Annotated in this window: 14 protein-coding genes and 2 pseudogenes; 14 read left to right on the forward strand and 2 right to left on the reverse strand. The window is 68.5% G+C overall.

Features of this window, described 5'->3' with window-relative positions; all coding sequences use genetic code 11:
- The first annotated feature begins 235 nt into the window (after nucleotides 1-235).
- From NQU54_RS44835 to NQU54_RS44865, 7 genes are read left to right on the forward strand one after another with little or no spacing between them, the layout of a single operon-like run.
- The gene (locus NQU54_RS44835; RefSeq protein ID WP_257636050.1) at nucleotides 236-1399 is read left to right on the forward strand and encodes a substrate-binding domain-containing protein; all 1164 of its coding nucleotides are present in this window, start codon (nucleotides 236-238) and stop codon (nucleotides 1397-1399) included.
- Nucleotides 1400-2938 carry a sugar ABC transporter ATP-binding protein gene (locus NQU54_RS44840; protein ID WP_257636051.1) on the forward strand — a complete coding sequence of 513 codons (1539 nt, stop codon included), beginning with the start codon at nucleotides 1400-1402 and terminating at the stop codon, nucleotides 2936-2938.
- Entirely contained in the window at nucleotides 2935-3990 is a 1056-nt protein-coding gene (locus NQU54_RS44845) for an ABC transporter permease (protein ID WP_257636052.1), read from the forward strand. Before NQU54_RS44840 ends, NQU54_RS44845 begins: the two co-directional genes overlap by 4 nt.
- Entirely contained in the window at nucleotides 3987-5147 is a 1161-nt protein-coding gene (locus NQU54_RS44850) for an acyl-CoA dehydrogenase family protein (RefSeq protein WP_257636053.1), read from the forward strand. Before NQU54_RS44845 ends, NQU54_RS44850 begins: the two co-directional genes overlap by 4 nt.
- Nucleotides 5147-5950, forward strand: a complete 804-nt coding sequence (locus tag NQU54_RS44855) for an HpcH/HpaI aldolase/citrate lyase family protein (protein WP_257636054.1) — start codon at nucleotides 5147-5149, stop codon at nucleotides 5948-5950. The genes NQU54_RS44850 and NQU54_RS44855 overlap by 1 nt, the downstream gene beginning before the upstream one ends.
- Before the next feature lie 18 nt (nucleotides 5951-5968).
- Entirely contained in the window at nucleotides 5969-7126 is a 1158-nt protein-coding gene (locus NQU54_RS44860; protein ID WP_257636055.1) for a CaiB/BaiF CoA transferase family protein, read from the forward strand.
- A complete protein-coding gene (locus NQU54_RS44865) occupies nucleotides 7123-7965 on the forward strand; it encodes an HTD2 family dehydratase (protein WP_257636056.1) in 843 nt (280 codons plus the stop codon). Before NQU54_RS44860 ends, NQU54_RS44865 begins: the two co-directional genes overlap by 4 nt.
- 392 nt (nucleotides 7966-8357) lie before the next feature.
- Here the strand turns inward: NQU54_RS44865 and NQU54_RS44870 are convergent, their stop codons facing one another.
- Nucleotides 8358-8804 carry a GNAT family N-acetyltransferase gene (locus tag NQU54_RS44870; RefSeq protein WP_257636063.1) on the reverse strand — a complete coding sequence of 149 codons (447 nt, stop codon included), beginning with the start codon at nucleotides 8802-8804 and terminating at the stop codon, nucleotides 8358-8360.
- Between NQU54_RS44870 and NQU54_RS44875 the strand changes: the two are divergent.
- From NQU54_RS44875 to NQU54_RS44885, 3 genes and pseudogenes are all read left to right on the forward strand, one after another.
- Nucleotides 8781-9173, forward strand: a pseudogene (locus NQU54_RS44875) (site-specific integrase); the annotation flags it as partial. The gene NQU54_RS44870 and the pseudogene NQU54_RS44875 overlap by 24 nt on opposite strands.
- A gap of 31 nt (nucleotides 9174-9204) precedes the next feature.
- A pseudogene (locus tag NQU54_RS44880) lies at nucleotides 9205-9923 on the forward strand (IS6 family transposase).
- Between the two features lie 501 nt (nucleotides 9924-10424).
- On the forward strand, nucleotides 10425-11045 hold the full coding sequence (locus NQU54_RS44885; protein WP_257636057.1) for a transposase: 621 nt from the start codon (nucleotides 10425-10427) through the stop codon (nucleotides 11043-11045).
- An 88-nt stretch (nucleotides 11046-11133) separates the two neighbouring features.
- Here the strand turns inward: NQU54_RS44885 and NQU54_RS44890 are convergent, their stop codons facing one another.
- The gene (locus tag NQU54_RS44890; protein ID WP_257636058.1) at nucleotides 11134-13377 is read right to left on the reverse strand and encodes an ATP-binding SpoIIE family protein phosphatase; all 2244 of its coding nucleotides are present in this window, start codon (nucleotides 13375-13377) and stop codon (nucleotides 11134-11136) included.
- Nucleotides 13378-13604: 227 nt separating this feature from the next.
- On the opposite strand from NQU54_RS44890, the gene NQU54_RS44895 reads away from it, so the two are divergent.
- The 4 genes from NQU54_RS44895 to NQU54_RS44910 all read left to right on the forward strand — a co-directional run bounded on the left by NQU54_RS44895 (nucleotide 13605) and on the right by NQU54_RS44910 (nucleotide 15450).
- Nucleotides 13605-13997: a transposase gene (locus NQU54_RS44895; RefSeq protein ID WP_257636059.1), complete on the forward strand. Its 393-nt coding sequence runs from the start codon at nucleotides 13605-13607 to the stop codon at nucleotides 13995-13997.
- 20 nt (nucleotides 13998-14017) lie between these two features.
- Complete coding sequence (locus tag NQU54_RS44900; RefSeq protein ID WP_257636060.1) at nucleotides 14018-14401, forward strand: hypothetical protein; 384 nt, start codon at nucleotides 14018-14020, stop codon at nucleotides 14399-14401.
- Between the two features lie 2 nt (nucleotides 14402-14403).
- Entirely contained in the window at nucleotides 14404-14748 is a 345-nt protein-coding gene (locus NQU54_RS44905) for a hypothetical protein (RefSeq protein ID WP_257636061.1), read from the forward strand.
- A 297-nt stretch (nucleotides 14749-15045) separates the two neighbouring features.
- Nucleotides 15046-15450 (forward strand): hypothetical protein, encoded by a 405-nt coding sequence (locus NQU54_RS44910; RefSeq protein WP_257636062.1) that lies wholly within the window; start codon nucleotides 15046-15048, stop codon nucleotides 15448-15450.
- Nucleotides 15451-15541: the final 91 nt, after the last annotated feature.

Consider the following 15541-nt stretch of genomic DNA (forward strand, 5'->3'; position numbering starts at 1 on the left):
TCCTCGGAGGACCGCCGAGGACGAGGTTCGATGACGGCCTTGACCGGTACCAGGGTTGCGCTTACGATACCGATGGCAGTACCCAATGTGGGCTGGGTCACTCGATCGATCGTGATCGTCAGCGCAGTTCCGTAGCCTGCGTGGCTCCCCCGAGCGACTCGTGTGGTCATCCAACTGCCGCAGGACGGGGCGGACACCTGGTCCGCGCCGACGTGAAACCGAGAGAGGAGAAGGTATGACGAGAACTCGCATCGCGGCGGTGTGCGGGGCGCTGCTGGCGCTCACGCTGTCGGCGTGTGGCAGCTCGTCGTCGGATGGTCCCACCGGGTCGACCAGCGACGACGTCATCAAGCAGGCGAAGGCCTCGACGGAGCAGGCCTTCGCCGGCACCGATCGTGCCCTGCCGACCGACGGTCCCAAGGCGCAGGCCGGCAAGACCGTGTGGGCGCTCGCCTGCAGCACCCAGGCGGCCGGCTGCGTCGTGCCGGCCCAAGGATTCGTCGACGCCTCGAAGGCGCTCGGGTGGAAGGTCAAGCTGGTCGACGGCAAGGCCGACCCGGCGGTCTACAACTCCCAACTGCGGGCCGCTGCGGCTGCGAACGTCGATGCCGTCGCCTTGTTCGGCGTCGATTGCTCCGTGGTCAAGGCCTCGATTGAGGTGGTGCGGGCAGCCGGCGTCAAGGTCTACGGCGGCAACGCGCTCGACTGCGACGACAAGTTCAGCAACGGTGGCAAGCCCCTGTTCGACGAGCACCTACGGTTCAACCAGGACCTGATCTCGTACGAGGACTACATGAGCACCTTCGTCGGCCCCACGATCGCCGACTGGGCCATCGCCAAGACCGACGGCAAGGCGGAGGTCATCCTGATGCGCCAGGACGACAATGCCACCCTCCGGATGGTCGGAGACGCCCAGGCTGGCCGCCTCGCTGAGTGCGACGGATGCGTGGTCCATAAGGTGACGTTTACTTCTGATGACCTGTTCGGCGGGAAGCTGCAGGGCAAGGCCGCCGCCGCGCTCCAGCAGTTCCCGACCGCGGACGTCGTCATGGTTCCCGCCGACTCGGCGATCACCCTCGGAGTGGGGGCGGCTGTCGACCAAGCGCGCCAGGGCGGGCGTAAGGACCTGCTGCTCGCGGGCAACGAGGGTGTTGCCTCGTCGATCACCCTGATTCGCAACGGGACGCAGTCCTACGCGGTCGGCCGGCCGCTCACCTGGACCGGCTGGGCTGCGGCGGACGGCCTGAACCGGCTCTTCGCCGGCGAAAAGCCGGTCGATTCGGGCATGGGCATCGGCAGCATGGACGCCAAGCACCTCCCCCACGGCGACGTGTACGACGGCAACCGGGCATCGTCGGGCTACCAGGAGAACTACAAGAAGATCTGGGGAGTGGACTGAGTGGTCGACGCCGCCTCCGGGAGGCGGGCGAGCACTTTGGCGCTCGCCCGCCTCTCCAAGACCTTCCCCGGCACGCGAGCCCTCGCGGACGTGAGTCTCTCGGTCGCGCCCGGCCACTTCCACGCACTCGTAGGCGGCAACGGCTCAGGGAAGTCCACGCTCATCAAGATCCTCGCCGGCGTCTACAGCGCCGACCGGGGTGGGTCGCTCCACCTGGGTGACGAGAGCTTCGACGTCGAGCAGCTGACGCCGCGCTGGTCCCGGGAGGCAGGCATCAGGTTCGTCCACCAGGACCTCGGCCTGTTCCCGGAGCTGACCGTGACAGAGAACGTCCTCGCCGGCAGTCCTTTCCCCCGACGGCTCGGCGGCATCGACTGGTCCGAGGCACGCCGATCGGTCCAGCGACTGCTGGACGCGCTCGAGATCCCTGTCCACGCGCGGTCCCTCGTGCGTGACCTGCGACCTGCCGACCAGACGCTCATCGCGGTGGCGCGCTGCCTGCGCGACCGCGACTCCGGCGGCGTCGGTTTGCTCGTCCTGGACGAGCCGACGACGCGCCTGCCCGCCGACGAGGTGGACGGCCTGCTTCAGCGGCTGAGTGCCTACAGCAGTCGGGGCCAGAGCATCCTCTACGTCACGCACCGGCTCGACGAGGTTCTTAGCTACGCCGACACCGTGACGGTGCTGCGCGACGGCCGCCACGTCGACACCCGCCCCGCGGCCCAGCACGATCGCGAGAGTCTGGTGGCGCACATAGCAGGACACGCGCCCGCGGAGCGACAGCGCCAGCCGCGGACTTCCTTCGGACCAGCCGTGCTCTCGGTCGAGGGCCTGCGGGGTGGTCCCCTGGAGAACGTCACCTTCGATATCCGCGCCGGGGAGGTCGTGGCCCTGGCCGGGTTGGTCGGCAGCGGCCGGACCAGCGTGATGCAGAACGTGATGGGAGCAGTCAAGCCGCGGGGAGGCTCGGTCTCAGTGAGCGGCCGACGGCTCCGGTCCGGGCACGTCGCCGAGGCGATCTCGCGTGGCCTCGCGCTCGTCCCCGAGGAGCGGGCGCGCGACGGTGCGTTCCTGTCCCTGTCGGTGACCGAGAACCTCTCGGCGTCGACGATCGGTCGGTACCGGCGCGGCGGCTGGTTGCGACGCACCGACGAGCGCAGGGATGCCGAGCGAGACATCGACACTTACGGCATCAAGGGAACGGCGGACGCACCGATCGCTCGGTTGTCGGGCGGGAACCAGCAGAAGGCCGTGATGGCGCGGGCGATGAGGTCCGCCCCGGTCGTCCTCCTCCTGGACGAGCCGACGCAGGGGGTCGACGTCGGTGCACGGGCTGACATCTACGCCCAGATCGACGCGGCCGTCGCCGGCGGTGCGGGAGTGCTCCTTGCGACGTCCGACCTCGATGAGTTGCTCCATCTCGCCGACCGGGTGCTCGTGCTTGCCGACGGCCGCATCACAAGCGAGGCCTCGGGTCCGGATATCACCCGCACATGGATCTTCGACAACGTCTACCAGCACGAAAAGGCATCGACATGACATCCCAGGACGCCCGCACCACCCTCGAGATGCCGCCCGAGAAGCCACCCGCCGAGGACAACGCCGTGACGACAACGAATGGATGGCGCCCGTCGCTCCTGCGCCTGACCGAGCGTTTTGGACTCGTGATGCTGCTGCTGGGCGTCGCGGTCTACTTCGCCCTCAATCCTGCCACGTCGGCGACGTTCCCCACGGTGTCGAATCTCCGCAACATCGTGGCCAACGAGTCGGTGCTGATCCTGGTGGCGCTCGCCGCCCTGATCCCCTTGGTGGCGCATCGCTTCGACCTCTCGGTAGGAGCGATCGTGGCACTGACGTCGATCGCCGCGGCCAAGGCGACCACCTCGATGGAGCTGCCGATCCTCGTCGGCGTGGTCATCGCCGTGACGATCGGTGCGCTGGTTGGGCTGGCGAACGGGATCCTCATCGCGTACTTCCGGGCCAACTCGCTCGTCATCACCCTCGGCATGGCCACCCTGCTCGGGGGCGTGGCGTCCGCGTGGTCCGGCCATCAGACCATCGTCGGCGTTCCCGTGACCCTCACGAACTTCGGCAACGGCCTGTGGTTCGGCGTCCCGCGGCCGGTGTACCTCGTCATCGTGGCCGCACTAGCGATGTCCTTCCTCCTCGGGCTGACGATCTTCGGGCGGCGTCTGTTGTCGGTGGGCGTCAACGAGACGGCGGCACACCTCGTGGGCCTGCCGGTCCAGCGCACGGTCGCTCTGGCCTTCGTCGCCTCGGGCGCGCTCGCTGGCCTGGCGGGTGCTCTGCTCCTCGCTCGGACCGGTAGTGCGGCCTCCGAGGTCGGGGTGGGCTACCTGCTTCCGGCGCTCGCTGCGATCTTCCTGGGGTCGACCACCATCCGCCCGGGGCGCTATACCGTCGCGGGCACTCTCGTCGGCGTGTTCTTCGTCGCCATCAGCATCAACGGCTTGACCCTCGCAGGAGCGGCCGACTGGGTCGAGCCCGCGTTCAACGGCGGCGCCGTCATCGTCGCGGTGGCGGTCTCCTCGCTGCTGACCCACCGTCGCCTGACGGGTGCGTCGCGATGATCGCCTCGTACGAGCTCGACGCGGAGGAGACCGCGATCGTCGCCGTGGTCCGCGACTGGGTCGACCGCGAGGTCAAACCCGTGGTCCAGGAGCTGGAGCACGCCAACACCTACCCCGAGAAGCTCATCGACCAGATGAAGCAGATGGGCATCTACGGCCTGGCCATCCCCGAGCCGTGGAACGACGCCGGGGTGAGCGCGCCGTGCTACGCAGCGGTCACCGAGGAGCTCGCCCGCGGATGGATGAGCCTCGCCGGTGCGATGGGCGGCCACAGCGTCGTGGCGAAGCTCCTGATCGACCACGGCACGCAGGAGCAGAAGGACCACTACCTGCCGCGCATGGCGACCGGTGAGATCCGCGCGACGATGGCGCTGACCGAGCCGGGAGGGGGTTCTGACCTGCAGGCCATGCGCACGACGGCCCGCAAGGAGGGCGACGACTACGTCGTCAACGGCTCCAAGACCTGGATCACGAACGCGCGGCGCTCCCAGCTCGTGGCGCTCCTGTGTCGCACAGACCCGGACGCGGAGCCCGTGCACCGGGGCATCAGCATCCTGCTGGTCGAAAAGGGTCCGGGCTTCGAGGTCTCCCGTGATCTGCCGAAGCTCGGCTACAAGGGAGTCGAGAGCTGCGGGCTCTCCTTCGACGGGTACCGCACCCGGCAGAGCAGCCTGCTCGGGATCGAGGAGGGCCAAGGGTTCGCGCAGATGATGCGTGGTCTCGAGATCGGTCGCATCCAGGTTGCCTCGCGTGCGCTGGGCGTCGGCGCCGCGGCCCTCGAGGACGCTCTGCGCTACAGCCAGGAGCGCGAGAGCTTCGGCAAGCAAATCTGGGAGCACCAGTCGATCGGCAACTACCTGGCCGACATGGCCACGCAGCTGACCGCAGCCCGGCAGCTCGTGCAGTACGCAGCGCGGCGCTTCGACTCCGGTGAGCGCTCCGACATGGAGGCCGGCATGGCCAAGCTCTTCGCATCCGAGGTGGCCATGAAGATCGCCCTCGACGCGGTGCGCATCCACGGCGGTTACGGCTACTCCACCGAGTACGACGTGGAGCGGTACTTCCGCGACGCGCCGCTCATGATCGTCGGCGAGGGTACCAACGAGATCCAGAAGAACGTCATCGCCCGCCAACTAGTCAAACGGAACCCGGCCTGATGGGCGTGAGCACCTGCACTTGGTTGTTCGTCCCCGCCACGACCCCACAGCGGTTCGCTGGCGCCGCGGCCTCGGGTGCCGACGCCGTGATCCTCGACCTCGAGGACGCCGTCGGTGTCGATGCCAAGGACTCGGCCCGTGGGTCGGCTGCGGCGTGGCTCTCGAACGGAGGCCGGGCCTGGGTGCGGGTCAACGCGACCGGCACGCCATGGCACGACAACGACGTCGCGGCACTCGCCGGGCTGCCCGGCGTGCTGGGTCTCGTGGTGCCGAAGGCCGAGGACCCGGTGGCGCTCACGGAGCTGGCCGGACGTCTGCCGGCCGGGCGGGGTTTAGTCGCGCTCGTGGAGTCCGCACTGGGCGTCCACCGGTCCGTGGAGATTGCCGAGACCCCCGGCGTGGAGCGGCTGGCGTTCGGCTCGCTCGACTTCGCGGTCGACGTGCGGGCCGAGCACGTCGACGAGGCGCTGCTGCTGGCGCGCAGCACCCTCGTGCTCGCCTCCCGCGTCGCGGGGCTGCCCGCACCGATCGACGGCGTCACGACCTCGGTCTGCGACACCGACCTCGTCGCCGCAGAGGCCCGACGGTCCCGCGCGCTCGGGTTCGGCGGGAAGCTCTGCATCCATCCTGCCCAGCTGGAGGCGGTGGCGCGGGTGTTCGCGCCGACCGCAGAGCAGCTGGCGTGGGCGCGCGGCGTCGTCGAGGCAGCCGCGGCCGCAGGTGGAGGCGTGGTCGCCGGTCCCGATGGACACATGATCGACAAGCCCGTGATCGATCGCGCACGCGCGATCCTGCGGGACTGAGCAGGAAGGGGATCCCGCATGCTTCCTCTGGAGGGACTCACCGTCGTGTCGCTCGAGCAGGCCGTGGCCGCACCGTTCGTGACCCGGCATCTCGCCGACCTCGGCGCCCGCGTCATCAAGGTCGAGCGACCTGGCGCGGGCGACTTCGCCCGCGGCTACGACCGCACCGTGCACGGAGACTCCAGCTACTTCGTGTGGCTCAACCGCGGCAAGGAGTCGATCGAGCTCGACATCAAGGCGCCCGAGGACCGCGCTGTGCTCGACGCTATGATCGCCTCGGCTGACGTCGTCGTGCAAAACCTTGTGCCCGGTGCCGTGGAACGTCTCGGCCTGGACGCGGCGAGCCTCCGAGCACAGCGCCCGGAGCTGATCCACTGCTCGATCTCGGGGTACGGCACCGCGGGGCCGTACCGGAGCAAGAAGGCCTACGACCTGTTGGTGCAGTGCGAGACCGGGCTGCTGATTGCCACAGGTACGCCCGACACCCCCAGCAAGGTTGGCACTTCGGTCGCCGACATCGCTACGGGGATGTACGCGTACTCTGGCGTTCTCGCCGCACTGCTGCAGCGCGCGACGCAAGGAATCGGCGCCACGATCGAGGTCGCAATGATCGATGCGCTGGGCGAGTGGATGAGCCAGCCCGCCTATCACGCGGTGCACGGAGGCACCGAGACGCGTCGCACTGGCGCGAAGCACGCCTCGATCGCACCGTACGGCCCCTACCCCGCCGGCGATGGAAACCTCGTGTTCCTCGGGGTCCAGAACGACCGCGAGTGGGCGAGGCTCTGCACCGATGTCCTGCACCGGCCGGAGCTTGTCACGGACCCGAGGTTCGTCGGCAATCCCGAGCGCGTGGAGAACGACGAGCAGATCACTCCGGTTATCGCCGAGGCCTTCGCCGGTATCGATGCCGAGGAGATCGTCGCGCGCCTCGACGCGGCGGGCATCGCCTGCGCGCGCTTGCGGGCACCCTCCGAGCTTATGGCCCACCCACAGCTCCAGGCTCGCGACCGATGGCGCGAGGTTCGGACCCCGGGTGGCGTGATTTCCGCGATGCTGCCGCCGGTGTCAATGGACGGTCAGGAGTCGCGCATGGGTGACGTCCCGTGCCTTGGTGAGCACAACGCGGCGCTACGCGCCGAGTTCGCAACCGGACCTACCGAGGTCTCCGCATGAGCGAGCACCCGACCCACATCGAGCGCCGCGAGGTGCTCCGGCCAGAGCCCGCGCTCGCGCTGACCCGACTGCTGGAGGTTGGTGAGCCTGACTTCGATCGCGACGGTCTGCCGCTGCTGTGGCACTGGCTGTACCTCCTCGAGCGGCCGGCCCAGGCCGATCTCGGCACCGACGGCCACCCCGTCAGCGGCGTGATTCCAGCGCCGCCGGAGCCGGGGCGGCGTCGCATGTGGGCAGGCGGACGGGCCACGAGCCTCGCGCCGCTGCGCCTCGGCGTCCTGACGACCCGGCGCACCGAGATCGTGTCGTCGACCGACAAGGACGGCCGCAGCGGACGGCTGACCTTCGTCGTGGTCCGCCACACGATCGAGCAGGACGACTCACCCGTCGTGGTGGAGGAGCAGGACATCGTCTACCGCGACGCCGTGGCGCCGGGTGCCCCGGCGCCGGTCGAACAGGTCGAGGACATCGGACTGGAGCCAGGGGAGTGGCGTCTGCCGATCGATCCGGCGCTGCTGTTCCGGTTCTCCGCCCTGACCTACAACGCCCATCGCATCCATTACGACCGTGACTACGCGCGCGAGGTCGAGGGGTACGCCGGGCTTGTGACGCACGGTCCGCTGCAGGCGATCGCGATGGCCGAGGCTGCGCGCGAGCGGGGAGCGGACCGACGGGTCTCGATCGACTACCGACTGGTGTCCCCGCTGTTGGACCACCAGGGGCTGGTGGTCTCGGCGATCGCCGATGGTGCGAGCTGGCGCACGGGCGCGCGTGACCTTTCCGGCCGCGCGACAGCTCGCGGGCGAGTCACTCGAGGCGGGCTCGTGCAACCCTCCTGACCTCTTCGATGCGATCCTGCTGACCCAGTGGTCATCGGCATCCGCAGGCTGGGTGTGGCACCTGCGATGTTTGGCAGTGTGGACTGCGCTGCCGCGATGCCGGCCACCCAACTGGGTGCGTCGCACTCGGCACCGCCCTCCGCACCCCGAAGGTTCGACGAGAAGCTGTCGGGCTTCAGCGGATGCACCATCATCAGGTGGCTCCATGCGCGTGGCGTCGATCCCGGCAGTGTGCAGGAGCCGGGACACCAAGGAGTTGACGCCGGCGGCATCCACCTGCTCTCCGCGATCGCCGACGCCCACCCCCGCGTCACGGCCCGGAACGGCGTATTGCTACGGCGAGGTCCCAGGTAGCAATCCGTAGTGAGCGGAGCCGCAGGGCTGCGTCGCTGTCATCCGTCGGCCCTGGCGCCCTGGGCGGATGCGGGCGCCTGCTGGAGATACAGCCGGAACCCTTCCACCTCGGGTTCGAATCCCAACGACGAGTACAGGCGATGGGCCCCGTCGGAGGCATGGCGCTTGTGAGACAGCAGTTGGACCTTGTTGCACCCGGCGGATCGCGCGTCCGCGAGCAGCTGTCGAAGCATTGCGCCGGCGATGCCCTGGCGCCGATGCTCCGCGGCGACAACCACGGCTTCGACGAACGCCGTCGGCGCACAGGCATACGTCACGTTCGGCATCACCATCATCGTTGCCGTCCCCACAGGGTCGCCGTCGGCCTCGGCGAGATAGACGGTCAATTCCTCGGACCGCACCACCCGATCCCAGGTCTGCCGTTCGAGGCCGGAGGCGGACCTTGGTACTTCACCGCCCGGATCGCGACGGGCGTGCACGCTCACCGCAACTACGGGACCGGAGTCGGGAAGACGGCCGAACGACTGGGCGAGGCCCGTCCGTTGGCTTCGGTCGCCGACGACGAGGTCGGCGAGGCGCTGGAGTCGCTGTGGGGCACCGCGGCCGTCAATACGTGGAACGCGCGTCGATCGTCGGTGCTCTCGTGGCTCGGCTGGTGTGGGGAGCGCGGCTACGAGGGGCCGGCCGTGCCGGCGTGGGTACGGCGGATGACCCAGCCGGACTCCGACACGCTGGCACGGTCGAAGGTGGCCGTCGATCGGTTGATCGCCCGCCGGGAGGTGCCGCTGCGGGAGAAGGCGTTGTGGCGCATGCTCTACGAGGGCACTGTCACGTTGGCCGAGTGGCGTGGGATGATCTTCATGTTGATCTTGCTGGGGAGGGGGCGTGTCGGGTGAGTCGCCGTCGTACAAGGGCCACCGTTACCCAGCGGAGATCATTGCGCACTGCGTGTGGCTGTACTTCCGCTTCCCGCTCAGCTACCGCGAGGTGGGAGAGCTGATGCTTCAGCGCGGTGTGATCGTCTCCTACGAGACGGTCCGCCTCTGGTGTCTGAAGTTCGGGCAGGCGTACGCCGACGGACTGCGCCGCCGACGACCCGCGGCCGGTGACAAGTGGCATCTCGACGAGATCTTCGTGAAGATCGGCGGTGAGCGTATGTACCTGTGGCGGGCCGTGGACCAGGAGGGCAACGTCCTGGACGTTCTCGTGCAGTCCAAGCGTGACGCGAAGGCCGCCAGGCGGTTCATGGCCAAGCTGGTGAAGAAGCAGTGCCGCGTCCCGCGGGTGCTGGTCACCGACAAGCTCCGTTCCTACGGCGTCGCCCACCGCGAGCTCATGGCCTCGGTCGAGCACCGTTCCCACAAGGGACTGAACAACCGGGCGGAGAATTCCCACCAGCCCACCCGCCAGCGTGAGCGGGCCATGAGGTACTTCCGCTCACCCGGCGCAGCCCAGCGGTTCCTGTCCGCGTTAGCGGCATCTCCCCGCACTTCCGGCCCCGACGCCATCTTCTGACCGCCGATCAGCACCGCTTCGAGATGACCCTCCGCTGCACTCTCTGGGACCACGCCACCGGCAGCATCAACCTGCCCACCACGGCCTGACCCAGGACCCGAAACCCGGCCCCATCACACCCACACCCTCGGCCGAACCACACGTATCAACGCGACAGCGCCCCGACAACACGCCCTCGCGACATAACAAGATCGTGTCCAGCATTGCGGGGAAATCACAGGGGCAAAGCGGTTACGGACAGGTGTAGGTGAAGTCCACAGCGGCCCGGTGCGGAGTGGGGGAAGTGATCAGCAGTTCGGTCTGTGCGGGGAAGTTGGCCTCGCCGTGGAACGTCCAGGACAGTCGCAGGCGCGCGTGCGTCTGACCGCGGGTGAGCCGACCACTTAGACGCGCACAGGCTATGTACAACACACCCGAGCATTCCCAACGAAACTGCGACACCCCCAGGCCAGACCCCCACGGGCCCCCGCTCGGACGGCCATGAAACGTTCTCACCCAACCTGCAACGCCCCAGCCCACACCACCAACCACACACCAACCGCCACCCCCGGAATCACACGACGCACGAACACCTCGTTGACGGCGGCTACATGTCGATCCAGATCCGGCACCGGGCGGCCCGCGAGCGCCGCATCACGCTCATCGGCCCGGTCAAACCCAAGACCACCCGCAAGTCCCGCAAGGGCAACGTCTTCGACCGCGACGCCTTCACCATCGACTGGGACAACAAGCAGGTCACCTGCCCTCAAGGCCACACCAGCACGAGCTGGCTCACCCCCGTCTCCGTCGCGCCCTACATCCACGCCAAGTTCGCGAAACGCGACTGCCTCCCCTGCCCGCTCAAGCCCCAGTGCACCCGCAGCGAGCACCGCCTGGTCGGCTTCCTGCCCCGCGAACTCAAGGACCTCCAAACCGAGGCCCGCGCCGAACAACAGACCCGCCCCTGGCAACGCCGCTACGCACTCCGTGCCGGCATCGAGGGCGCCATCAGCGAGTTCGTCCACGGGCACGGTATGCGCCAATCCCGCAACCGGTCCCAAGGCAAGGCCCATGTCCAGCACGTCCTGACGGCGATCGCGATCAACATCGAACGCGTCTCCGCCCACGGACCACTCGCCCGAGAACGCCCACCGCGAACCCCGACCGCACTGCAAGGCTTCCTCGACTGGCAGCGGATCCCCCAGCCCCGCATCTGGCGCGCAACGGGCTGACGCCTTCACTTCACAAGATCCCCGACAGCGTCAGGTTCTGAAGACCGGGTCACCGCGGCCGGCGCCCCGCCGGGACGGATTCCGGTGCCTACCGCCCGTCCGCGCGCACGCTGATCTCGAACCAGGTCGTCTTGCCCCGTCCCGCGGGCGAGCTGCCCCAGGCCGTGGCGAGGGCGTCGACGATCAGCAGGCCTCGTCCCGACTCGGCCTCCACATTGCGTGCGTCGTCCTGGAGCAGCGTGGTCGGTACGGGGGGATACGGATCGCTGTCGCGTACCTCCACCCGGATCCGGTGCGGATAGGCACGCAGTCTCAGGTCGACCTCGCTGTGGGCGTGGATGAGCGCGTTGGTCACGACCTCGGAGACCAGTACCTCCAGGTCGTCGAGCATGGGCAGCAGCGACCACCGCTGCAGCACGTCCCGCAGGAAGCGGCGGGTCTGGGCGACCCCGAGCAGGTCGTGCCGTTGCACCGACATGCGGGCGACGCGCGCCGTCTCGTGCGGCCGCGCGCCTTCGAACCGCATCAGGACAAGGGCTGCGTCATCGCCGCCGGCCTCCCGCGCCGAGTCGGCGTGGACCATGGCGTCGGCCAGCACTTCGAGGTCTTCGCCGCCCTTGTCGGCGAGTAGACCGGTCAGTCGCACGACCGCGTTGTCGAACCCCAGCCGGCGTTCCTCCAGCAGGCCGTCGGTGAACAGTGCCACCACCGATCCCGGGCGCAGATCGATCGCCGTGTCCCGGTAGACGGCCCGCGTGTCGACCCCCAGCGGCGGCCCGACCGCGAGTTGCGGCTGCGCCACGTCGGGGCCGTCACCGACCAGGGGTCCCGGGTGCCCCGCGCTCGCGATAGTGGCGGCGCCGGCCGCCACGTCGACCCACATGCAGCAGCACGTCGCGAACAGGTTGGCGTCCAGGCCCGACAGCACGCTGTTGCTCCGCTCCAGCACGACGGCGGGGTCATGCCCCTCCGCAGCGTACGCCCGTACGACGCTGCGCAGTTGGCCCATCACCGCTGCGGCGGCCAGGTTGTGGCCCTCCACGTCGCCGATCACGAGCCCGATACTTCCGTCGGGCAGGTTGAGCACGTCGTACCAGTCACCACCCACCGCCACGCCCTCGGTCGCGGAGAAGTACCGGGCGGTGGTGACCGCTTCGGGAATGTGCGGCGGGCTCCCGGGCAGCAGGGTGTGCTGGATCCTGCGGGTGAGGGCGTGCTCGACCTCCTGCGACCGGGCACGGGCCAGGGACTGGGCCACCTGCTCCAACAGGAGGCTCAAAAGCGTGGTTTCCGTGGCGGACAACGGCTTCCGCGAGCCGGCGAACTCGATGGTGTAGCAACCCATCGCCCGGCCGCTGTGCAGCAGGGGGAAGTATCCGCGCGCTCCCTCGCCGGGATCCACGGTGACGCCCGGATAGGCACGCTCCACCTCTTCGCCCGAGCCGAAGATCCTGGCCCTGGCCGTGGCGACCGTGTCGGTCTCCGGAGTGCGCCGGGACAGCGGCGTCCCTTCGATGTCGCGGACCGCATCGCGGGGCAGACCGGCGGCCCCCGCCACGTGCAGCCGCTCTCCCTCGATGACGGACAGCGCCGAGGCCCTGCCGCCGAAGGCCTGGACAACCCTGGTCTGGGCGAGTGCGAGGATGTCGGAGACCTGCGCCGCACCGGTCAGCTCCCTGGCAAGCCGCTGGATCTGGTACAGGTGGCTGCTGCGGACCGTCGCCGACGCCACGGCCTCCAGCAGCCTCGGCTCGAGGTCCGGGTCGCCTGCGGCGGGCTCCGGTCCCGCAGGGATGAACACCGGAACAGCGGGAGCCGTGACGGCCTCTTCCCCCCCGGTCAACTCCTCGAGGTCGGCGGCCAGCCGGTCGGCGACCGCCTGCATGTACTCCCGCTCCTCGGTCGTGACCGACCTCGGCGGTACCAGACGTATGCCGATGGTCCCGAACCGGTTCCGTGAGGTTCGTATCGGCGCAGAGGCGATCGCCATGGAGAAGGTGATGTTGGTCGGGAACCGATACGGCGATCGACGTACCCCCTCCCATACGTCGACCTCGTCGAAGGCCACCAGTTTCCCCGTCCGATACGACCGTGACGTCGGCCACGACAGGTCGTCGATGTCGAAACCGGACGGAATGCCGAAGCCCAGGGGAGAATCCACGATCATGGACGCGGCCAGTGTCCGGCGGCTTTCCGTCGGGAGATAGGCGGCACAGGTGCTCGCTCGCAGCCGGTGGTACACGTCCAGCAGGGCGGACGCGACCAGCCCGCCCTGGCGCGTCCCCGGGTCGATGACGCCGTAAGGCGGCTGGGCAAACAGTTCCCGGTCCATGAGACCTACCGTCGCTTGGGTAAACGGAAGCCACTCCTATTCCCTGCATAAATGTTAGTTCATTATTACTTCTATTATAGGACAAGCAAGATCAGAGCGCCGCAAGCATTGTCGGAGCCGCCGAGGCGGACTGTGTCGAACTCTCTGAACCCTCCCTGTCAGTCTCTGGTGAGACACCCGGTATGCCGGGTTATCTTTTCTGGGCGAGACAGGAGCCCCCACCCGAGATGACCAGCACGAACGGTCCGATAGCCGAGTCTGAGGACCCGGCACCCAAACCAACCCGCCGCCGCTTCTCCTCGGAGTACAAGCTGCGCATGGTCGCCGAGTACGACGCCGCCCCGGCCGGGGAGAAGGGCGCGATCCTGCGGCGTGAGCGGCTGTACAACTCCCACATCATCGAGTGGCGGGCTGCCCGCGATGCGGGGGCGATGACCACGCTGACCGACCAGCGCGCCAGCCCGGCCCGGCCGAAGAGGGCCGCCGAGCAGGCGGAACTGGAGCGGCTGCGCAAGAAGGTGGCCCGGCTGGAGAAGGACCTGGCCAAGCGGGATGCCGCGCTGCGGGTCATGGGAAAAGCTTCCGCGCTCTTGGAACTGCTTGCCGAGAGCGCGGACTGACCCACGCTGCCGAGCCGATCGTGGACGAGGCGTTCACCGGTCTCAAGGTCCAGCTGGGCACGGCGGCGGCCTGCAGGCTGACCGGCCGCTCGCGGGCCACGCACTACCGGCACCTCAAGCCCCGCCCGCTGGTGGAACCGAAGCCGCGTCCGGCTCCGCCGTCAGCCCTGTCGGCAGCCGAACGGGCCGCGGTACTGGAGTTGTCGAACCGGCCGGAGTACGCCGAACTGCCGCCCGCCCAGGTCTGGGCGCGGGAGCTGGACGCCGGCACCTACTGGTGCTCGCCCTCGACGAGGTACCGGATCCTGCGGACCGCCGGGCAAAGCGGCGACCGCCGCCGCCAGGCCGCCCACCCGGCCAAGGTCAAGCCGGAACTGGTCACCGACGGCCCCTCGCAGGTGTGATCGTGGGACATCACCAAACTGCGCGGACCGGACAAGGGCGACTGGTACCACCTGTATGCTTCCCCGACCGGTTCGGTTCCCTCCAGCACGCCCGCGACTGGTGCGACGGTTTACTCACCTACTACAACCACGAACACCGGCACTCGGCGATCAGCCTGCACACCCCAGCCAGCGTCCACTTCGGTACCGCCGACCTCGTCCGCGAACAGCGGGCCGTCACTCTCGCCCAGGCGTACGCGGCACACCCTGAACGCTTCGGCCGACGGCCCCAGCCCCCGAAACTGCCCACGACCGTGTGGATCAACGAACCCCAACCCGAGACAGAACCCCAGAAACAGAACTCATAGCCTCAAACCGTCTCATTTGACTTGACAGGTTCCGGCTCGAGTGATATAGCGCGACGGCAACGGCCCGGAACTCAGACGAGTACTTCGACGTCCCCAACGGGAACTCCTCCTATGGATCCTCACGATCCAATGATCAGGGTGTCCACGATCAAGGGGAAACGCCCGATCTTCAGTGTGTCACTACGCTACGCGGGCAGCGTACCGGTTTGATCAGATCTCGGACGGTGCCGAAAGGCCCGCCATTTGCAGCCCGTGCCGACGACGTAGCGGATCGCACAGCCGGGTATGCACGGAACTATGGGAAGCAGAAGACGACTTGGCTGGAACGAGGAACGGACGATAGACGGCACTGTTTTCGCGGTGTTGTCCGTCATCGCTGGTGCCCTCTTCCTTATCGGCCTATGCGGGTTGTTGCTCGGTGTGAAGGTCGATGCGAGCGAGGGGGAGCCTCTGAAGTGCGGGACCGCCGTTACAGGCGTGGAAAGCGCCATCGCCTATGACGCCGTCCAGGCCGGGCAGCCGGAGCGGGCTGTGGACGCTCGCGTTGCGGCGTGCGACTCGGCGATCAACACGCGGCGCATCTGGGCGTGGCCGGCCATCGGAGTGGGCGCAGTAGGCTCGTTCGTGCTCGTCTACCTGGTGCCCTTCGTGCACCCGAAGCCCGAGTGGGCTCTCTCGGAGGTGCGAGGAATCCACCGTTGAGCTTCATTGGCTGCGACATGGCGCGGCGCACTTGGGACGGCCCGCCGCCCCTCATCTCGGGGGAACCTCAGGTGCCGGGCTTGCCGCCTTT

It is taken from the genome of Streptomyces malaysiensis subsp. samsunensis, from assembly GCF_024519315.1.
GTDB lineage: Bacteria > Actinomycetota > Actinomycetes > Streptomycetales > Streptomycetaceae > Streptomyces > Streptomyces malaysiensis.